The 20946-nt window shown below is 37.4% G+C and carries 24 protein-coding genes; 10 read left to right on the top strand and 14 right to left on the bottom strand.

Features of this window, described 5'->3' with window-relative positions; translation table 11 throughout:
* Positions 1-42: 42 nt before the first annotated feature.
* Positions 43-555, bottom strand: coding sequence for a cysteine hydrolase family protein (locus T479_RS05875; protein ID WP_025218892.1), 513 nt, complete (start codon positions 553-555; stop codon positions 43-45).
* An 85-nt stretch (positions 556-640) separates the two neighbouring features.
* On the bottom strand, positions 641-2323 hold the full coding sequence (locus tag T479_RS05870; protein ID WP_025218891.1) for a sigma-54 interaction domain-containing protein: 1683 nt from the start codon (positions 2321-2323) through the stop codon (positions 641-643).
* A 147-nt stretch (positions 2324-2470) separates the two neighbouring features.
* Between T479_RS05870 and T479_RS05865 the strand changes: the two genes are divergently transcribed.
* From T479_RS05865 to T479_RS05855, 3 genes are read left to right on the top strand one after another with little or no spacing between them, the layout of a single operon-like run.
* Positions 2471-3349: a polysaccharide deacetylase family protein gene (locus T479_RS05865; RefSeq protein ID WP_025218890.1), complete on the top strand. Its 879-nt coding sequence runs from the start codon at positions 2471-2473 to the stop codon at positions 3347-3349.
* A gap of 11 nt (positions 3350-3360) precedes the next feature.
* A complete protein-coding gene (locus T479_RS05860) occupies positions 3361-3696 on the top strand; it encodes a hypothetical protein (protein ID WP_025218889.1) in 336 nt (111 codons plus the stop codon).
* Positions 3693-4697: a CobW family GTP-binding protein gene (locus T479_RS05855; RefSeq protein ID WP_025218888.1), complete on the top strand. Its 1005-nt coding sequence runs from the start codon at positions 3693-3695 to the stop codon at positions 4695-4697. The genes T479_RS05860 and T479_RS05855 overlap by 4 nt, the downstream gene beginning before the upstream one ends.
* 147 nt (positions 4698-4844) lie before the next feature.
* Here T479_RS05855 and T479_RS05850 read toward each other — a convergent pair whose 3' ends face one another.
* A complete protein-coding gene (locus T479_RS05850; RefSeq protein ID WP_024361518.1) occupies positions 4845-5063 on the bottom strand; it encodes a YneF family protein in 219 nt (72 codons plus the stop codon).
* Between the two features lie 100 nt (positions 5064-5163).
* On the bottom strand, positions 5164-5589 hold the full coding sequence (sirA, locus tag T479_RS05845) for a sporulation inhibitor of replication protein SirA (protein WP_025218887.1): 426 nt from the start codon (positions 5587-5589) through the stop codon (positions 5164-5166).
* Between the two features lie 230 nt (positions 5590-5819).
* Between sirA and T479_RS05840 the strand changes: the two genes are divergently transcribed.
* The 5 genes from T479_RS05840 to T479_RS05820 all read left to right on the top strand — a co-directional run bounded on the left by T479_RS05840 (position 5820) and on the right by T479_RS05820 (position 9239).
* Complete coding sequence (locus T479_RS05840; RefSeq protein WP_024361520.1) at positions 5820-6173, top strand: lmo0954 family membrane protein; 354 nt, start codon at positions 5820-5822, stop codon at positions 6171-6173.
* Positions 6174-6189: 16 nt separating this feature from the next.
* Positions 6190-6828 (top strand): PspA/IM30 family protein, encoded by a 639-nt coding sequence (locus T479_RS05835; RefSeq protein ID WP_024361521.1) that lies wholly within the window; start codon positions 6190-6192, stop codon positions 6826-6828.
* An 89-nt stretch (positions 6829-6917) separates the two neighbouring features.
* Positions 6918-7598, top strand: a complete 681-nt coding sequence (liaF, locus tag T479_RS05830; protein ID WP_024361522.1) for a cell wall-active antibiotics response protein LiaF — start codon at positions 6918-6920, stop codon at positions 7596-7598.
* Positions 7595-8632: a sensor histidine kinase gene (locus T479_RS05825; protein ID WP_025218886.1), complete on the top strand. Its 1038-nt coding sequence runs from the start codon at positions 7595-7597 to the stop codon at positions 8630-8632. Before liaF ends, T479_RS05825 begins: the two co-directional genes overlap by 4 nt.
* Entirely contained in the window at positions 8607-9239 is a 633-nt protein-coding gene (locus tag T479_RS05820) for a response regulator transcription factor (protein WP_025218885.1), read from the top strand. Before T479_RS05825 ends, T479_RS05820 begins: the two co-directional genes overlap by 26 nt.
* A 90-nt stretch (positions 9240-9329) precedes the next feature.
* Here the strand turns inward: T479_RS05820 and T479_RS22735 are convergent, their stop codons facing one another.
* The 3 genes from T479_RS22735 to T479_RS05805 all read right to left on the bottom strand — a co-directional run bounded on the left by T479_RS22735 (position 9330) and on the right by T479_RS05805 (position 12858).
* The gene (locus T479_RS22735) at positions 9330-9836 is read right to left on the bottom strand and encodes a hypothetical protein (protein ID WP_025218884.1); all 507 of its coding nucleotides are present in this window, start codon (positions 9834-9836) and stop codon (positions 9330-9332) included.
* Between the two features lie 496 nt (positions 9837-10332).
* Complete coding sequence (tkt, locus tag T479_RS05810) at positions 10333-12327, bottom strand: transketolase (protein ID WP_025218883.1); 1995 nt, start codon at positions 12325-12327, stop codon at positions 10333-10335.
* Between the two features lie 297 nt (positions 12328-12624).
* Positions 12625-12858, bottom strand: a complete 234-nt coding sequence (locus tag T479_RS05805) for a DUF896 domain-containing protein (protein ID WP_024361527.1) — start codon at positions 12856-12858, stop codon at positions 12625-12627.
* Positions 12859-13030: 172 nt separating this feature from the next.
* Here T479_RS05805 and T479_RS05800 point away from each other — a divergent pair, with 172 nt between their 5' ends.
* A complete protein-coding gene (locus T479_RS05800) occupies positions 13031-13543 on the top strand; it encodes a GNAT family N-acetyltransferase (RefSeq protein ID WP_024361528.1) in 513 nt (170 codons plus the stop codon).
* A 56-nt stretch (positions 13544-13599) separates the two neighbouring features.
* Here T479_RS05800 and T479_RS05795 read toward each other — a convergent pair whose 3' ends face one another.
* Both T479_RS05795 and yneA read right to left on the bottom strand, forming a co-directional pair.
* Entirely contained in the window at positions 13600-14262 is a 663-nt protein-coding gene (locus T479_RS05795) for a YneB family resolvase-like protein (RefSeq protein ID WP_025218882.1), read from the bottom strand.
* Positions 14262-14576, bottom strand: coding sequence for a cell division suppressor protein YneA (yneA, locus tag T479_RS05790; RefSeq protein ID WP_024361530.1), 315 nt, complete (start codon positions 14574-14576; stop codon positions 14262-14264). The genes T479_RS05795 and yneA overlap by 1 nt, the downstream gene beginning before the upstream one ends.
* A gap of 165 nt (positions 14577-14741) precedes the next feature.
* Between yneA and lexA the strand changes: the two genes are divergently transcribed.
* Positions 14742-15359, top strand: a complete 618-nt coding sequence (gene lexA / locus T479_RS05785) for a transcriptional repressor LexA (protein WP_025218881.1) — start codon at positions 14742-14744, stop codon at positions 15357-15359.
* Positions 15360-15500: 141 nt separating this feature from the next.
* On the opposite strand, the gene T479_RS05780 is transcribed toward lexA, so the two are convergent.
* From T479_RS05780 to T479_RS05760, 5 genes are all read right to left on the bottom strand, one after another.
* Positions 15501-16085 carry a GNAT family N-acetyltransferase gene (locus T479_RS05780; RefSeq protein WP_227665418.1) on the bottom strand — a complete coding sequence of 195 codons (585 nt, stop codon included), beginning with the start codon at positions 16083-16085 and terminating at the stop codon, positions 15501-15503.
* Positions 16086-16208: 123 nt separating this feature from the next.
* A complete protein-coding gene (locus tag T479_RS05775; protein WP_024361533.1) occupies positions 16209-16931 on the bottom strand; it encodes a gamma-glutamyl-gamma-aminobutyrate hydrolase family protein in 723 nt (240 codons plus the stop codon).
* A 12-nt stretch (positions 16932-16943) separates the two neighbouring features.
* Positions 16944-17696, bottom strand: a complete 753-nt coding sequence (locus tag T479_RS05770; protein ID WP_025218879.1) for a prepilin peptidase — start codon at positions 17694-17696, stop codon at positions 16944-16946.
* 297 nt (positions 17697-17993) lie between these two features.
* Entirely contained in the window at positions 17994-20084 is a 2091-nt protein-coding gene (locus T479_RS05765) for a DUF2339 domain-containing protein (RefSeq protein WP_025218878.1), read from the bottom strand.
* Positions 20085-20175: 91 nt separating this feature from the next.
* Positions 20176-20427 (bottom strand): phage holin, encoded by a 252-nt coding sequence (locus T479_RS05760; protein WP_024361536.1) that lies wholly within the window; start codon positions 20425-20427, stop codon positions 20176-20178.
* Positions 20428-20946 lie beyond the last annotated feature (519 nt).

Here is a 20946-nt window from a genome sequence, read left to right as displayed (position 1 = left end):
AGTCAATCTAACACTTTCGCCATAGCCTTATAAATGTTTAAATCAAAACTCCTCTTCTATAAATCTCAAAAATCTGTTGTTCCAAATATTCTCATAAAAATCAATTGTCCCTCTTGCTGTCATAAATGGATTATTTAACGTAGAAGTAGCATGACGAACCATCAAGTTTTCATATCCTAAACCATGGGCAAATTTAATCGTTGCATCCATGCAGTATTCTGTTTGAGCGCCACAAAATTCTATGCGTTGCACTGCTAATTGCTCTAAAATCGTTTGTAAATTCGTTTTGTAAAAGGAATTTGCATGTTCTTTTCTGACCAAATAATCTTGCTCTTGTACATTTAGTTCGGCATGAATTGCCCAAACTTCCTCTTCTGGTACCAGTTCTTCATCACAATGTTGAACAAAAATAATTGGTTTTTGGTGTTCCCGATATAGTGCAATTCGATTATTTACTTTAGTGAGTAAATTTTGTAAATCAAATAAATGCTCTCCGCTGAAACATACACCATTTTGTAAATCTATTACGATTAAAACATCTGCATTCGCCTTCATCATGTGTTCCTCTTTCATTTGTATTTTCTCTATACTGTTTTAAACCACTCACTTCATTCATTATATACATTATTTATCCATGGCTTTATCGAATATTGAATTTAGCCATTTTTCTACTAATTGTTGACTGATTCACTTCTAATAATTTTGCCATTTCCACAGTCGATTTACATGTGTCAAATGCCAGTTGCAATAATTCCTTTTCCGCAAATTCTACACACTTTTTTAATGGCATAATGTCTTTGACTTGCACAGATTTACTATTATTTTCGTTTAGTGCTAATGCTAGCGTTTCACTTGTCATAGTATTTGAGTCACTCATAACATAACAACGTTCGATTACATTTTGTAATTCTCTTATATTGCCTGGCCACTCATACTTTGTTAATTGTTCGTTAAAAGTTGAATGCAATGTTTTGGATGTATGATATTTATTATTTAGATTCGTTAAAAAATAAGTCGCTAACGGCAGTATATCTTCTTTTCTTTCACGTAAAGGAGGTAAATGGATTGGCACGACATTTAATCGATAATATAAATCCTCTCTAAATGTTCCTTTTTTAACTTCTTCAGCAAGATTTCGATGGGTTGCTGCTATAAATCGAACATTGATACGGATTATTTTAGCGCTACCAATACGCTGTAACGCTTTTTCTTGAATGACGCGAAGTAATTTTATTTGCAAAGATAGAGGCATATCGCCGATTTCATCTAACAACAATGTTCCATTATGAGCAAGTTCGAATAAACCGATTTTCCCTTCTCTATTTGCGCCAGTAAATGCACCCTTTTCATAACCAAATAATTCGGATTCAAGTAAGTTATCAGGAATAGCACTGCAATTGATTTTAATAAATGGCTTGTTTTTACGCTCGCTCATTTCATGAATAAAATTGGCAAAAACCTCTTTGCCAACACCAGTCTCTCCTAAAATTAAGACGGTCGACTCTACTGCTGCCACCCGTTTGGCAAGTGCTACTGCAGTTTCAAGTTTCTTACTTTGAAAAACGAGCGGACTTGTAAATTGCCTATCCTTTTTGTTCAGTTCCTGTTGATACTCATCTATTAAACGTGTCAACCGTCGTATTTCTTGTTGTAAATTATTAATATTTGTTATATCCCTAGAAGCATTTACTACCCTCAAAATTTCCCCTTGCTTATTTTTTATAGGCGTTCCGATCACTAAAAGCCTTTTGTTATTTTTCGTTCGTTGAATCGTCGATATTTTCTTGTTGTTTTCTAATACTAATCTTGTAATCGAAGGTTGATATACCCCCTCTCTTTCCAGCTCTAAAACATTTTTCCCTATCAGTTGTTCTTCACTTACACCCCATATTTGTTTACAAGGAGCACTCACCCTTAATGTCTTCCCTTTGTCGTCAGATACATAAAGCACATCGTAAGTAGACTCAAAAATCGCTTTTAAATCCTCGCTTTCCTCTTTATAACGCTCATACTCTTGCTGATACGGCCATGTTGAATTGATGGAAACTAATATGTAATAATTTCCTTTCTCCATCATTCTAGAAAAGAAAAATTGATATGTTTGGTCAGCGCAAATAAGCTGTTTCATTAAAGGAATCTCGGTCCTTAATGTTTCTTTTAATATCGGGAGTAATTTCCTGTGATTGATAATTTCACGATTACGTTGAATGGCTTTTTGTGCTTTGGTATTTAGCATTTTAATAGAAAAATTTTCATCGTAAATAATGGATGCCAATGGCAATTTTTCGATTATTTCGGCAGAAATTTTTATATTTCCAAGCATAGTACCTCTCCATTCTTTAATTTTTTCAGCATTATAACATAAGTGATATGCAATTATGCATATTTTCTAAATATTTTTAAAAATATATTACAAGCTTTCTATTTTTCGTTAGACTAATGGTAAAAATCATAAAGGGATGGATGCGAGATGCAAAAAGAGATTTTAGTTGCATATGGTATTGACGTTGATGCTGTAGCAGGTTGGTTAGGGTCTTATGGAGGTGAAGATTCCCCTGATGATATTTCACGTGGTTTATTTGCAGGTGAAGTCGGTACGCCTAGACTGCTAGATTTATTCGACAAACATAACATTAAAACAACTTGGTTTATACCTGGGCATTCAATTGAAACGTTTCCAAGTGAAATGAAGGATGTTTTTGAACGTGGGCATGAAATTGGCGCACATGGCTATTCCCATGAAAATCCTATTGCCATGACACCGAAACAAGAAGAACAGGTGTTACTCAAATCAATTCGACTTATTGAAGATTTAACAGGGCAAAAACCGACTGGCTATGTTGCACCTTGGTGGGAATTTTCCAATGTTACAAATGAGTTATTAATTAAGCATGGCATTAAATACGATCACAGTTTAATGCATAATGATTTTACACCATATTATGTACGTGTCGGGGATAGATGGACGAAAATTGATTATAGTAAACAAGCCGAAGAGTGGATGAAGCCTTTAGAAAGAGGCGAAGAAACCGATTTAATTGAAATCCCTGCCAACTGGTATTTGGATGATTTACCTCCAATGATGTTTATAAAAAAATCACCCAACAGTCATGGCTTTGTGAATCCGCGCGATATCGAACAAATGTGGAAAGATCAATTTGATTGGGTTTACGAAAATATGGATTATGCTGTATTTACAATGACCATTCATCCAGATGTTAGTGGGCGTCCGCAAGTGCTCCAAATGCATCATCGCCTTATCACCTATATTAATTCCCATGAACATATTCGTTGGGTTACATTTAATGACATTGCGAATGATTTCGCAAGACGCCATCCACGCGCATAAGGGGTCCGTTTATGTGTATTTTTTGTGGTGATTTTATTTCAAACGTCCATTGGACAGAGTTTAAAAATGATGCTACATCGGAAATTATCGCTGGTGATTTACAACGTGTTCGACAGCAAGCAAGAATGGAACGTGTTCAATTCATCAATCAAATTTTAGTGTTCTATCAGTTAAAGCTAACCGATTGGAATGGCAGTAAATTTATTCTTAGTGATTTAAAAGGCAATACGACAATCGTACATGATTTAGGTACGTTATGGGCTGAAGTAGAAAAATGTATCGGCTATACCATTGACCCACTGAGCACTAATTTAATGAAAAAAATTGAATTGAGTGAAGATACATGAGCACAACAAAAAAAGCAGTGACAATCATTACTGGGAGCTTAGGTAGCGGTAAAACGACATTGTTACAAAACTTATTAACGCATCATCAGCTTAAGGAAAATATCGCTGTTATCGTTAATGAGTTTGGCAAAATCGGCTTAGATCATTATTTGCTAAGCCTGGCAGAAGAACAAACGGGCTTACTACAAGGTGGCTGTATTTGTTGTCAAGCACGTGAAGATTTAGTGGAAGAATTAGAAAACTACTTATTTCGTTATGAACAAGGTGAAATTGAGTTTGATCGGATTATTATTGAAACAACAGGTTTAGCTGACCCCGCTCCTATATTATTTACCATCATAACGAATCCCATTTTACAACATCACTTTTCAGTAGATGGTATCATCACGACCGTCGATGCGAAAAACGGTGCCATGCAAATGCACCATCATGAAGCAACCGTTAAGCAAATCTCAGTAGCTGATACCGTCGCACTAACGAAAATCGATTTAGTAACAAAGGAAGAACTTGATTTTATTCGTGCTGAAATAAAAAGGATTAACCCAACCTGTACAATCATTCAAGTGGAAAATGGCAACGTGGAGCCATCCATTTTATATGTGGACAGTAAATTTTGGAACAGTCGGCTACCTAGCAACTATCAGCTACCACCTTGCAATCATACATCGCAAATTCAATCGATTTCTTTTGCTTTTTTGCAACCTTTAAATTGGAATAGTTTCGGGGTATGGCTTAGCTTATTGCTTTATGCAAGAGGAGAAAACATTCTTCGCGTGAAAGGAATGCTAGATGTCGGTGAAACAGGACCCATCATCTTAAATGGTGTTCAACATATCATTCATCCACCTATTCATTTAAGTGAATGGCCAGAAAATATGAAGATTTCACATATTGTTTTTATTATGAAAGATATCCCCACTACGTTATTGAAACAATCATTACTATCCTTTCAAACATTTCTCGGCACGGAAATCGATTTAATGGATGTACATTCCATATAGGAAATATTGTCAAGACCACCGAAGAATCGTGCTTAGATGAATCCATTCTCTTCCTTCATCTGAGCACCTTTTTTATGCACTTCTTCGAGAAACGTCAACGAAAAAAGCAACCGGTTACCTAAACCAGTTGCTCCTTAAAAACTCCAATTATTTTTGGAATTTGTTCATTTGCGTCATCATTTGGCGTACTTGCTTTTCAGACGGCGTACGACCCATTTGTGCCATCATCATTCGAATCATTTGTTCGTTAATTGGTGGGTTCTCTTTTAAATATTTCATCATAGCTTGACGTGCAAAGTAGAAACCAAGTGCTGCACCAGCTGCTAATGCGATAATTACAATAATAATCCAGCCCCATGTAGGCATACAACCAACCTCCTCCACTACAATATACCGAGAAAAAAACTCTCCACGCTCCATTATACACCAAATACAAGCGTGTTACTATATATTATAGTGAAAAATCCTAGTGCATTGTATACTTCATCGGCTTTAGCCAACCACACTCATTCTCTTGTTTATTAAAGGCAATAAAACGCTCACTCATCTTGGCTAGCATTTGAAATAAGTCCAAATCAAGCATGCGTGAGCCTTCGCAATAGACACAAATTTTACGATCTACTAGATAAATCGCCATTTTCCCTTTTATCGGATGTTCTAAAAATAAAGCATTACGCGCTCTTTCTAAATGTGCATATTTGGAATCTAGCTGTGCTTCTAACATGATGGCAATGTCATCGAAGCGAACAGTTTCACATATATACGCGAGTTCTTTTAAGGATTTCTCATTGGCATCTTCACAGCCTTGCATCATCTCTAACAACTTACGCTCTCTGCCGAAAATAAACGTTAAATGCTCTTCTTTTATTTTATATATGGAATAGGTTCTCACCAGAAATCCCCCTTCGCTCAGTTTCTTTAACGTAAGTATAGCGGATTGTCTCTAGTTAATTTGTCAAACGAAGGAGGCAACCATCTTCTATTTTTGTCGAAAACCTTCTACTTTCAGCTTAAAAAATAACTGCTCCGCCTCAAGACCTAGAGGAAAATCCATTTCCAGTCCGTTTTAGATGTTCTCGTAAGCAGGTAACATAAAGGTACAAACGAAAGGAGCTAAAACATATGAAAAAATTTCTTTTATTAACTGGAGGTATTATTGCAGCATGTGTCGCACTTGCCTTAATCGGACCAATTACTGGCCTAGTATTTTCAGTTGCATTCGTTGCACTAGGCATGCACTTCTACATTGGTAGTAAATCGACATTTGCAAAAATTATTTGGTTTACAGTTGGTTTAATCGGTGTACTATCGGCTATCTCTAATATTCCAGCAATGATTGGTCTTGCAGCAATCGCCATTATTTATGTGATTTATAAAAAATGGAATGGCGAAAAAGTGAACATCCCAACAATTGAAGCGAAAGAAGAAGATCCGTTTACAAACTTTGAAAAAGAATGGTCAAACTTAACAAAATAAAAGGAGCGAACTAAAAATGAACTTATTACAACGTTTTAGATACACAATTGAGGCAGACTTACATCAATTATTTGATAAAAAGGAACAAAAAAATCCTATTGCGATGTTAAATCAATACATTCGCGAGGCTGAAAAACAAACTGAGCAAACGGGTACATTATTAGAGCGCCAGGGCAAACTAAAAGAAAAAATGGAACTGGAGCTTAAACAAAATGCTGATTTACTAGCAAAACGTGAAGCACAACTTCAATTAGCACTTGCGAGTGGCGAGCAAGATTTAATTGATTTTGCTTCCGACGAAGTAGCAGCCTATACAGCTCGTAACCATACATTACAGACAAGTATCGAAGTGAACACGCGTGAATATTTTGAACTTGAACGCAAATTTGAAACAATGAAGCACAAAATAAAAGATATGAAAGTTCGTCAATTACAGCTAATGGGCAAAGAAAATGTGACGCGCGCTCACCATCAAATGGACGGCATGATTGCAAACAACAATAAAACGAATTTCGAAGATTTAGAATCCTATATCGAAAAACTTGCCCACCGTATTGACAAAGATCACGAGGTAACAACTTTCGAAGCACGCCTAGCAGCGCTTGAAAAAAATTCAACTGAAGCTGTTTCACCACTACTCATTGAAAAGAAATAACATGTTATAATAGAAAGAAATGCGCCACTAAAAGCGGCGCATTATTTCTTGTTGTAAAATATTACATAGTAGAAAGAAAGGTGACCCTTTTGCAAAACTTCACAACTAATAAACTCACATTTTGGGTACTATGCTTCTTTTTACTCGTATTTGTAGAGCTTACTATTTTCAATAACGGCGGTGCTTTTTGTTTATTAATCGGTGCTGTCCTGCTCTATTTAAGCTTTTCAAAAAACAAGCGATTTTTAAAATGGACAGGAATTTTCTTTATTGCAATTGCTCTCTTTACGATGTGGAGTTTGCGACTATTTATCGTCATACTGCTCTTATACATGCTCTATCAATACTTACAACGAGAAAACGAACCGAAAATCGTCACATTGGAATTTGATAAGTTACCGGCAACTAAAAACGAACTATTCGGTACAATACCTGCGCCTGAAGATGCTTACAAATGGCAAGATGTACAAATTCAACGACTCGCTGGTGACATTACAATCGATACAACGCAAACAGTTTTACCTGCTGGCCCAAGTCTCGTTACGATTCGACAAGGCATTGGTAAAGTACAGATTTATGTCCCTTATGAAATTCCTTTTCGCTTACACTACACAACGCTATTCGGAGACTTTACATGTTTGCAAGGACATCCACAGCGGCTTCTGAATGAAAGTATCGTGTTCTCAGATGGCAACCCTGAGGATGCAAAACGTACCCTCGTCATTCATGTCGCTACATGGCTAGGAGATTTGGAGGTGCTACGTAAATGATTGCCTTTCTTTCTAGAGCTTTCTCTATATTTTTCATATTGATTGGCGCGGCATTCGGTCTCCTTTTTGCGATTTGGGGTGAACCAAATGAAAAAGTATGGGAACCTTTGTGGCAACAAGACTATGATAATATTCCATTAGGTGGCATTATTTTAATCAGTCTCTTTGCGCTTAGTTTCTTTATTGCAAGCTGGATTAGCATGACTGCACGCGCGCGTGAGGCGCAAGCAACTCGCTTTGTAAAAGAATTAATCGAGCCGGATTTTGTTTTACCTAAAAAACATGCACTACCGAAGCCACTGAAAAAAGCACTTGTTCAAACGAGCGAATTGATTGATACACAGCGAAAAAGCTTACAGCGCCTTTCCAATGAACGAGCAGAAGCCAATGATAAAGTGATTCAAGAGCGCATTATTGCCGAACGTCAACGACTTGCACGTGAGCTCCATGACTCGGTTTCACAACAATTATTTGCCGCTTCAATGTTACTTTCTGCCTTAACGGAAAGCGATGAAAATGCCAAAAGTTTAAAGCAAGTAGAAAAAATTGTACAGCAGGCCCAGCTAGAAATGCGCGCATTATTATTGCATTTACGCCCTGTTGCACTGCACAATAAAACCCTCGCCCAAGGCTTAGAGGAATTGATTATTGAACTACAACAAAAAGTATATTTTCATATAGAATATGAACTAGAAGAAATAGCTTTAACAAAGGCTGAGGAAGATCACCTGTTCCGTATTGCTCAAGAAGCATTATCCAATACATTGCGCCATTCTAAAGCAACAGAAGTTGAATTACTTCTTGTTGCCCGAGACAATCTTGCTATTTTACGCATTCAAGATAATGGTCTTGGCTTTGATGTAGAGGCTGATAAATCGACTTCCTACGGTTTACAAAATATCGCTGAGCGAGCCGTGGAAATTGGTTGTAGGTATAAAATTGTTTCGGTACCTGGAGAAGGTACAATAGTGGAGGTAAAAGTTCCGCTACAGAAGGAGGTTGTTGAAGTTGATTCAAGTATTAATAGTGGATGACCACGAGATGGTACGAATTGGCGTATCTGCCTACCTGTCAGCACAGCCTGATATTACTGTTGTGGGGGAAGCTGAAAATGGCGTCGAAGCTGTTGAACGTGCGCTCTCCCTTCGTCCTGATATTATTTTAATGGACAATGTCATGCCTGTGATGACCGGAGCTGAAGCAACTGTTAAAATACTTGAAGCTTGGCCAGAAGCGAAAATTATGATGGTCACAAGCTTTTTAGATGACGATAAAGTGTATCCCGCTTTAGAGGCTGGTGCGATTAGCTATATATTAAAAACATCCAATGCTAAGCAAATTGCCGATGCCATTCGTAAAACAATGGGCGGAGAAACTGTTTTGGAGCCAGAAGTCACATCTAAAATGATGCACCGTATGCGCTATGGAACAAATACACCCCTTTATGAGCAATTAACTGAACGTGAAATGGAAGTTCTTTTGTTAATGGCAAAAGGCAAGGCAAACCAAGAAATTGCGGATGACTTATACATCGCCTTAAAAACAGTGAAAACCCACGTCAGCAATATTTTAGCCAAACTAGACGTTCAAGATCGAACACAAGCTGTCGTCTACGCCTTTCAAAATGGTTTAGCAAAGTAATTTTTATTAATGTCGCTAGGTTTGTGGCGATCGTAACATCGAAAAGATCAAAAAATACCGCAGCGCTCAATAGGAGCTTGCGGTTTCTTTTTAATTATTTGTTTGTTTTAATCTGTCTAATAAATCAAATAAACTCCAATAACCTTTTATTAAATCCTCATTTGTATTTCCATTCAAAGCAACGCCAAAAGTAGTACCTTGATAATAACCGATAAAATAATCTTGAGCTTGATTTTCAAATGTATTTTCGTACGTGTGGTTAGGAATAATAAAAGCTGAAATTGCTTTGTCTGACTGAACAAATACAATAGGTATAGAGGAATTTAAATAAAATTGAGTATATTGTTCGTCGGAAGCTTCTTGTAAATAATCTTTCGTAATCATGATAGCATCAAAAGAATCTTCATTTTTTTTATGTAAATCTTGTAACATTATTTTTTTAAATTTTATATTGTTTTCTTTAATTAACGAAGGTATTTCTCCTACAATCCCAATTTCTATAACTTCATGTTTTTTGACGATATTTACTTCTTCATTTGAACATCCCACTAATAAAAATAAAAAAGCAAAAAAAGAAAAAAAGTATTTTTTAATCATTTAAGCTCACCTTTTACATTTTTTTATGCTTTATGATAAAATTTCTTTTAATAATATTATCATATTGAAAGGATTGAGGATAAGCGGGTAGTAAAAAGTTTGACGGAAATCGAAGTAGATTTGTAACATAGGATATACTTATGTAGTAATAAAAGAGTAATTAAATAAAATTAGAGTAGCGCTTGCTACTTTAAGATTGTCGACAAAAGGTATCAAGCAATTCAACCCGGATGCCTTTTGTCTTTTTTTACCTTTTTAAGGACAAGAAATATATTTTTACCACATTGAATATAGTCTTCGACAATACCCTTTTCGTTAAGTAGCTTACCATGTACAAGTAGCCAGCTTTTTCATTGAAATAAACGGTAGTTGTCATCTACATATATTTTTAAAATAAAAAAAGGACTGTAGACAACCTCGAAAATTTCCGAGTTTGTCTACAGTCTGACCGTAACGCTTAATTAGAGCTTACGGTATTTTTTATGGAAGCCAAATCTTATAGTGCTTTAACTTTTGCTACAACGTTTTCTACAGTGAAACCGTATTTTTCCATAACTAACTCACCTGGAGCAGAAGCGCCGAACTTGTCGATTGCAAGAACGTCACCTTCAAAACCAGTATATTTGTGCCAACCGAATGATGCACCCATTTCGATTGCTAGACGTTTTGTAACAGCTTTTGGAAGAACCGATTCTTTATATGCTGCATCTTGTTTTTCAAAGCGATCCATTGAAGGCATTGATACGACTGCAACGTCCATACCTTCAGCTTTTAATGCTTTTTGCGCTTCAATTGCAAGTGAAACTTCAGAACCTGTTGCAATTAAAATAGCATCTGCTACTTCTTTCGATGCAGGTGAAACAGTGTAAGCACCTTTTGCTACACCTTCACGAACTGTTTCGATTGACGCGTCAAGCACTGGTAAGTTTTGACGAGATAATACTAATACAGTTGGTGTTTTTTCTGATGATACTGCAAGCTCCCATGCTACTGCTGATTCGTTCGCATCTGCTGGACGAACAACAGAAAGGTTTGGCATTGCACGTAATGAAGCTAAATGCTCGATTGGTTCATGTGTTGGACCATCTTCCCCTACAGCGATTGAGTCATGTGTGAATACATATGTCACAGGAAGACCCATTAATGCAGAAAGACGTACAGCTGGACGTACATAATCAGAGAATACGAAGAATGTTCCGCCAAAGACGTTAACACCGCCGTGAAGAGCCATACCGTTCATCGCAGCGCCCATAGCGAATTCACGGACACCAAACCAAATATTGCGACCTGCATAGTCATCTGCAGAGAAGTCGCCTGCGCCCTTCATCGTCGTTTTGTTAGAGCCAGCAAGGTCGGCTGAACCACCGAAGAATGATGGTGTTTTTTTGGCAATTGCATTGATTGCATCGCCTGATGAAGAACGTGTTGCCACAGATTTACCTGCTTCATACACTGGTAATTCTGAAGCGAAATCCTCAGGTAGTTTCCCATTCATTGCATTTTCAAATTGCGCTGCTAATTCAGGGAACTCAGCTTTGTATGCTGCGAACTGCTTATTCCAAGCTGCTTCTGGCTGTGCACCTTGCACTTTCGCTGCTGCATTAAACGTATCATATACTTCAGATGGGATTTGGAATGGCTCATGTGTCCATTCGTATGCCGCTTTTGTTAAGACAACTTCATCTGTACCTAGTGGCGCACCGTGAGAATCTGATTTTCCTGATTTGTTTGGTGAACCGAAACCGATGACTGTTTTCACTTCAATCAGTGTTGGCTTACCAGTAGATTTTTTCGCTTCTTCAATAGCTTGGTTAACAGCTTCTACATCTGTACCGTCATCCACTTTTAAATAGTTCCAGCCATATGACTCAAAACGTTTTTGTACGTTTTCTGAGAATGATTTTTCTAAATCACCATCTAATGAAATATCATTTGAATCGTATAACACGATTAATTTTTCAAGTTTTAAATGTCCAGCTAATGAAATCGCTTCAGCCGCAACACCTTCCATTAAGTCGCCGTCGCCACAAAGCGCAAATGTATAGTGATCGACAATTTCATGTCCTGGTTTATTATAAGTCGCTGCTAAATGACGCTCTGCCATTGCCATACCAACTGTCATCGCAATCCCTTGTCCAAGTGGACCTGTTGTTGCCTCTACCCCAACCGTATGGCCGTATTCTGGATGTCCTGGAGTTAATGAATCCCATTGACGGAAGTTTTGAATTTCTTCCATTGGTAGGCCGTAACCGCCAAGGTGAAGTAGGCTATATAAAAGCATAGAGCCATGACCTGCTGAAAGTACGAAACGATCGCGGTTATACCATTTTGGATTTGCCGGATTATGGCGAAGTTGTTTTGTCCAAAGCGTATAAGCCATTGGCGCTGCCCCCATTGGTAAGCCTGGGTGACCTGAATTTGCTTTTTCAATTGCATCAATTGACAATGTTCGGATAGCATTAATCGCTAGTTGGTCCGCATGTTGAGTCATTATGTTGTGACATCCTTTCTCGTCCTATATATTGTTCTACTACAGTTTAGTCAACATTGTCCTAGAAAACAATGCTTTTGTTATACTATTTGAGATTTATGACATACTTTATCATCATTCTGTAACTTAGACATAGCAATGATAGAAATAACGACAAAATTACTGCCTATTTTGGAGGAAGGTTTAACAAATAAAAAAAGAAACCTTCTTCAGTGAGGGCAAGGATTTTGCTAGAAATCTATAGTGAAATGTCCACGCGAAATGTGTTTGCTTACATCCTGCATGAAATGTGTCATATTAATTTAGAAATTTATTTTTTTTCGCTTGTTTTACCTTCTCAGGCGTTACGTCATTACCTTCTTGATCGACAACTTTAACATTTTCAATTGTATTGCGCATCGTTGCTCTAAATGTATCTAAATATTCTTTGCGAAGGGATGTACGCTCTTTCGCTTCTTCTTCCGTTAAACTGCCCGCTTTAGCTTTTGCTGCTAATTCATTGATTCGATTAATTTTTTCTTTGGATAACATCGTTACACACCTTTCAATACCTTGATGACTTCAGTATGCAAAGTATAGCATGCTTTCCCTTAAAATGCAGTTATACCAACCCTTAATCACACAGCTTAGCCACAATTTACATGACTTCCAAATGTTAGTAGTGTATAACTATTAATAAAGAACACATATTGGGGGAAATAAGGTGAACATTACAACACAGCGATTACATATCCGAAAATTTGAAATACAAGATTGGCAGGCTGTTGTTAACTATATGTCCGATCAAACCGTGATGCACTATATGCCAGAAGGCGTTTTAACTGCACAACAAGTGCAAAAATTTATATCAGATAATCGTGATGAAGCAAAGCATTTCGCCATTGTTTTACAGGAGCAGTCACAGGTTATCGGTCATCTCGTATTCCATCCTTACTTTGGCGAACATACATATGAAATTGGATGGGTGTTAAATCCTGCGTATTATCGTAAAGGCTATGCGTCGGAGGCAGCACAAGCACTATTAGATTACGGCTTCACGAAAATGAAGCTTCATCGAATCATCGCCACATGTCAGCCCGAAAATATCGCTTCTTATCGCGTTATGGAAAAAATCGGCATGCGTCGTGAAGGATTTTTCAAAAAATGTATACCACATGGTGACGATTGGTGGGATGAGTACTATTACGCTATTTTGCAGGAAGAATGGCAAAGTTGAGCTCTCTACTACACTTCAAGACTGTTAGTAGAATAAAAAAAGACTAGCAGTGCAAATTATTTGCCTGCTAATCTTTCTTGATGTTCTTGATAGCGCCTATGTACGGTTGCCTTACTTACGTCGAAGCCAAGACCTCTCAGTGTCATGGCTATTTCTTCAAAAGTAAAGCCCCGATTTCGCAACTTCACAATTTCTTCTACCGGTACTTCCTTGCGCTCCTGACCATTTGGATTGCCACGATTGGACAAGTTATTTTCTGGACGATAGCCATTTTCTACTGCCCGACGCATACCGCGGCGAATTTTCGCATTATGAATTTTACGCTGATACTCCTCTACAATCGCTAATATTTCAAGCAACATCGTGTCCATCTCATTTAATTGGACAGGCCCCGCATCTCGCATCGAAAAAACATCTGTATCTGTTTTTTGCAATAAATGGAGTACAGCCATTCGCGCATTCCCACGCCCTAAACGTGTTTCATCTTGCACAAATAATGCTTGAATTTCTTTTTCTTTAATAAAATCGAGCATCTCCAGTAAACCTTCGCGTTCCACATCATAACCACTATGTTTGTCCTGAAAAACCTGTAACACTTCATAGTTTTGTTCCTTGGCATAACGCAGCAATTCTTCTTGTTGTCGTTCTAATGAAGAACTTTGGGTCTCTTTTTCCGTACTAACCCGGCAGTACAGTACAGCCGTTCGTTTTTTATTCATCATTTTCCACTTCTCGCAATTTCAATAGAATTGGTGGGCATCTTATTGTCACCCACTACGGGTATAACGAGTGATTTCCCTGCAACAATATTAACGCTATGTAATTCGTTCTCGGCTTTCACAAGGTTAATCCAGTCATCCGTACCCATTTTACCACGGTATTGTTCGGCTAACGACCATAAGCTATCGCCATGCTCTATATGAATTTCAGTGTAGGTAATGTCTCCAGGATCAGTTATAAAAAGATAGCCTGCAAATAAGAAAATCACGCCCAATAAAATTGAAATATGTGTATTTTTTTTAAACCAATTCATGCATCATATCCCCTTTTTAGAATGTTTGTTCGGAATGTATGTTCTTATAATAAAGCGAACAAACGTTTTTGTCAAACACTTTTCGAACCTATGTTTGCATAAGTGTTCGCATTCTGCTATACTATCTAGTAAGAAGAATGATATGAAAAAAAGAGGTGAGCAATCATGAAAAAAGTTTCGAAAAGACAAGAAGACATACTAGCGTTTATCAAAGAAGAAGTACGCGCAAAGGGCTATCCACCATCTGTACGTGAGATTGGTGAAGCAGTTGGACTTGCATCAAGCTCAACAGTTCATGGACATTTAGCTCGTTTAGAGCAAAAAGGCTTTATTCGACGAGATCCTACTAAACCGCGTGCAATTGAAATTTTAGAGCCTGAGGATTCGATTCAAAAGCAAAGTGTTATCCATGTACCACTTGTAGGGAAAGTTACTGCTGGATCTCCAATTACAGCGATTGAAAATATCGATGAATATTTCCCTTTACCGGATATTTACGGGACAAGCGAAGATCAGTTATTTATGCTAGAAATCATGGGTGAATCGATGATTGAGGCAGGAATTTTTGACGGGGACTTAGTCATCGTCAAGCAAAAGGCAACAGCCGATAACGGTGATATCGTCGTAGCCATGACCGAAGAAGATGAAGCAACTGTCAAACGCTTCTTTAAAGAAAAAAATCATTTCCGCTTACAGCCAGAGAACGCTACAATGGAACCGATTATTGTAGACCAAGTTTCGATTTTAGGACAAGTTGTCGGCTTATATCGCAGTGTACATTAATGCATTCTTATACTAATTTTGCGAAAAAATAATGTTCGATTAGGAAAGCCACGAAATGTTGATGGGATAACATTCGTGGCTTTTGCATGTGTGCTCAAACTTACATTTAGGAGCGTTTGATGGCATATATCATTAAGTTCATCAACGTGATAACGATTGTTTAATGTTCTTATGTAGAAAGATGATTCTTTCTATTTCTTCAAAACCATTTTTTTTATAAAATTCTTCGGCAGGTATCCCTCTATCTGTCAGCAGTACAATGTTATCTATTTTGTTATTATCGAGTTCTTTAATTAAATGATTTAACAGCGCTCTTCCAATTCCCTTATTCTGCTGTTGTTGTTTTACGTACATTTCATTAATAAAGAATTCATCTCCGCTCCACCAAACTCTATTGACTCCTAAAATACAGCCTAAAATCTCGTCATTTTCTATTGCTAAAACTCCTAAGAATCCAGGTGTCTGATAAAAATCTAATAAATATTTTTTAGCTTGCGAAAATGTCCATTTATCATTCCAAGGCGCATCATTAAATACTTCAATAAATGTTTCGGTACATTTACTTAAATCCTCTTCCACTAATAATTTATATTCCATTACAACCACCCCTTTATTTAACATATAAATACAATTATAACATTTATTATTAATCCTTTGTTTCACTGTAATTACCTGAAGAAACTCTGCGTAACTGCCTTTTGCCTTGAAGTAATTATCAATTTGCATAGTTAGAATTTCTCTTAAACTATACCTCCAATTATGACAATAAAAATACAGCCTTTTCTATGTGAAAGACTGTATTTAAAGGCTAAACTATTAAATTTTCGTTTGGTTTCTTAGCTGTCATCCCTATGCTTCTCTTTTATATAGCATGCTCGCTTTAACGAAAGCTGAAAAAAGTTTTTGTGCAGCAATATCTCCTACAATTGCCTGTTCTTCTGGGTGCCACTGAACCGCTAGACAAAACGGAAACTCTTCATGGACCACCGCTTCGACTAGACCATCACTAGATTTTGCTGCAACGACTAGCTTCTCTGCTAAAACATTTACTGCTTGATGATGAAAGGAATTAACAGCAATTTTTTCTTCTTCAATAATTGTTTTTAACAATGTATGAGGTGTTATGTGAACATAATGCGTTGCGACGCCACGAGCTGCTTGTTGTGCATGTTTTAACAGTTTACTACTATGATATTCACTATCAACATCTTGGTATAATGTTCCACCTAATGCAACATTGAGCATTTGAATACCACGGCAAATACCGAATATCGGCATTTTCCTTGTAAAGGCTGCATTAAGTAAGGCCAGTTCCACCTTGTCTCTCTCCGGGTGTATCTTTCCTAGCCTTGGTAAAGGTTCAGCACCAAATTCAAATGGATGAACATCGTGCCCACCCGATAAAAGTAAACCATCCGTTAACGATAGAATTTGTGCCGCATCTTCCTCTACCCCCAGCGGAATAATAAATGGGATCCCTCCAGCCTCAATAATGCTTTCGCTATAGGCTACATTTAATCTCGATGATAAATCATCTTCCGCAAACGCCGTTATACCTATAATTGGTTTCATCTATCTCCCTCCTTACCATAATCCTACATACCACTGTATTATGACATTTCCATAGAAATACACTATGACCGCTGCTAGTGCGATGGCAGGGCCAAATGGAATCGCTGTTTTTCTACCTTGCTGGCGCACTTGCAGCACAATCATTCCAGCAACCATTCCAATAACGGCTGCTATAAATAATGTCAATAGTGTGTGGATTGTACCTAATACAAGGCCGAGTAAAAAGAATAATTTTATGTCGCCACCACCAATTCCACCACGCGACACAACTGCGATACTATATACTACGCCAAAGCCAACGACAGCACCTACAATACTATCCCACCAAGGCGTCAAAGGCGCTAGCATACGCCCAATCACTAATAATGGCAAAAAGCACAATAGCACTTTATCTGGTATAAGCATATAGGTAATATCCGATACAACCACAATCACCAATAATGAAGTCAATAATAATGCCACGATAAATTGTTCACTAAATCCATATTGCCAATATGAAAAGGCAAATAATATCCCGGTCAGCAGCTCCATGAATGGATAAATCCATGCAATTTTTTGCCCACAGCTACGACATTTACCTCCTAAAAATATATAGGACAATACAGGTATTAAATCTATTGCCGTCAATTGCCTCTGACAGGTCGTACAGTGCGATGGTGGTTGGATTAGTGACTCCTTCATCGGCACACGTAAACCTACCACATTAAAAAACGAACCAAATACAAGTCCAAATACGAATACAAGTATTGTATAAGCCATTTCCATTTTTCTTACCCCCTAAACTAACATAGTGCTTATACTTGTTGTCCTTTATAATAAGGTTGTGACCTCGACGGTCGTGGTAATAGTAGACTCTACATTCTGCTAATGTTTCTAGTTTGATTTCACTATTGGTGAATGATAATTATAAAATTCTACAGCCGCTATGCGTGTTCCTGTCACCACTTTATTGACAATAATACTTTCAAAGAGCACGTATTTGAGTGGCTTTTTTACGTCAAAAGAAATTTACCGTAAAATAAAAGACCATTTACTAGTCACACTAGTAAACAGTCTTTATTTTTATTTCCTCAACAATCGGCCCGACAGTAGCATGCCGATGCCACCGATTGAGATGAAAAGTATTGCGCGTATTAATAAATCGAGTGCGGATAAGTCGAAGAATATCAGCTTTATAAAGGCGATGGCTAATATGATAAAGCCGGAAAGTCGCAGTATTCGTAAGTGCCGCACTGCGCCAAGCCAAAGTGATAGGCTTGCCGTTAGAAAGAGCGTAATTGTTGTTAGTGCAATGCTAAGCTTCCAATCTAGTAAGTCGTTATAAGCGAGTTGTGACACAAGACCACATACTGCTAGCATCGCACTTACTACACCTATACTAACAATGGCATCTAAAAATTTCGGCATATAGTCTTGATAGATTCGATAAATACGTCCCTTCATGAGCAAATCCAGGATGATAGCCTTAATCGTAGCAATGAAGGTTAACCGTGTCATAATATTGAGCCATTCAATCCCCTGTATATTAGAAGGAATAACGTTTAACATAAATGTAAATAACAAGAATAACACAGTCAGCACTGGCGTTAATGCCCGCCCTTTAAATGTTACAGGTAGAAACAGTGACCCTACAAACAACAATACAATGCTAATACTCATTAGATGTGGGGTATTACTAGCACTTACAATATAAACACTATCCAGCTTGCCTATATAGGCGATAAAGTAACTAGCTGTAATAACTGCTATTATATCAAGCACATATAAATCTTTCATCCATTTCTCAAAGGCATTTAATGTTTCTTTACGACGTAATGCATACATATAAATAACGAAGAGATATACCCCTGGCATCAATAAGGCCATATGTTCTATACTAAAAAATGGGGTTGGCTCGTGTATGATAAAGCTCATCATAAGTGCAATGACAAACCCTATTGAACTGACAACCTTCATCATACTTGCTCGTAGTCGTAAGCTCATCATAACGCCTGCAAATAGTATGAATGGAAGAAGTAAATCATCCACTTTTTCTGGTATATTCATAATCAACAGCGTATTACAAAGTGTAATAAATGCGAGTGTTACGGCACTATCAAATGCCTCCTGCCATTTTTGCTTATAGCCATAACCCGCTATAACTATAAATAACATACATAAACCGAACAGTAGGAGCTCTTTATAGTCAAGTGGACTACTTATCAAGTTCATCATTAGTAAGCTAAAGACCCCTAAACTAAATTGCAATCCAACATAAATGTGCTTCCATTTCGATTCAGCATTATACAAGCGACACCAACTCGTGTAGAAAATAGCAAGTGTCATAAACAAACCTAATGCAAACATTCCTTGGTTATCATTATTCATAAAGGCGACAATACTAATTGCCAAAATTGAGAAAAAAGTAGCGACATAAAGCGCAATTTTTTGTTTATGTTGAAGAATAACAAATTGCAACATTGTAAATAAGACAATGACAAAGAATAATATAATGTATGCGCTAAAATCCATGTATTCTAGTAAATAAGGTAATAACAATGAGGTGAAACTGACAAATAAAGTAAGTACCTCATTTTTCTTTAGATAGCTGATTGCTATGCCATAGCCAATGAATAGGATGGCAATAAACAATGCTAATGTTAAGCCCAATACATCGTATAGCATAGCACCAGCAGCAGTAGTTAAAATACCTACGATAAATGCCCCCCCATATAAGGAAATGGTTACGGCTGATGACCCTAGCTTTTTACGTTCTGCTACATATGCTATGGTTGCTAATGCGATGGATAATAAATAAGCGAGGATGATTTTTACCTCGTTTGATAAGTAGCCATAATCACTAACTAGTTTTAGCCCCCATAACACACCCAATACTAAAATAACCATAAATACTTTCGGAAGCGCCCACATAATTTGCTCTTCGATTGAACGCCCTTGTTGTACATTTGTTTTTGCTGTTGGTATTGGTGAAGTTGGTGGTGTTGGCTTAGCTTTTGCGATTGGTAAGGCAGATTGGCCAGTGATGGATTTGTTGATGTTTTGTATCGTAGTCTTTTCTTGTGACTGTTGGTGCTTTAACTCATCCATTTCCCGCCGTAACGCTACCATCTCTTTTTCTAGCTTAGCAATTCGCTGCTCCATTTCTAGCGACAATTCATCATCCCCCTTAGCGATTAGAATTTTCTTACATTATACCACATTCACTTTTATTGTAAAATTACACTTTTTATACATATCATAAATTTTATCGAGGTTTTCGATACATTAAGGCACGTTCACTATCACTGGTACCGCTCGTAGTCGGATCGACAACAACCCCCATTAAAACAAGAATCGATAATACTGTATTTAAAATGGACGTTAGTTGCTCACTCATTGCACTTGTTAAATCATAACCAAACAAGGCGCCCACTTGTTGAGCGAGTAGTAACAGCATGGAAAATAAAGCTAATAAAAACGGCTTATGCATGAATCGAATCTTCCAGTTAATTCTCATAAATGCTCACCTCCCCCCTCCTCACCACAGTATATGCACCACGTCACTTGACACATATGCAAAAATATAGCTTTAGCAAGGAATAAATGAATGCTTCCTCCTAAATTGTCGTTACACTTTCTATCAACACTAGGCGCTAATGAATCAATGATTTACATGGGTTAATCGGGGATTTACATCGACTGATCAGCGCTTACAACCTTTTCTATGAACTAAAAGTTACAACTTCACATACTATAGAAAGGAACGATTTGATAAAGGGGATGTCAAATGTCTTGTAGGGAAAGACCCGATGTGTGGGACGAAGATGGAAGAGATATTGAGCGTTGGGAAAATGACGGTGGTCGAAGTAATTTTACTAGATACTTCTAAGCGGCTATATAACGGTTTCCAAAAAATCTGTAAAAAAAGCAGGCTGTCCTCTAAATAACTAGGACAGCCCGCTGAACATTACCATATATCAAGATGGTCAAAAGAAACAATGGAAATCGGTTCTTTCGATAACTGCTTGGAACACAA

Origin of the sequence: Lysinibacillus sphaericus (assembly GCF_000600105.1) — a bacterium.
GTDB classification, from domain to species: domain Bacteria; phylum Bacillota; class Bacilli; order Bacillales_A; family Planococcaceae; genus Lysinibacillus; species Lysinibacillus sphaericus.
Note: the sequence above shows the minus strand (reverse complement) of the source record. Positions and strands in the feature narration are given on the sequence as shown.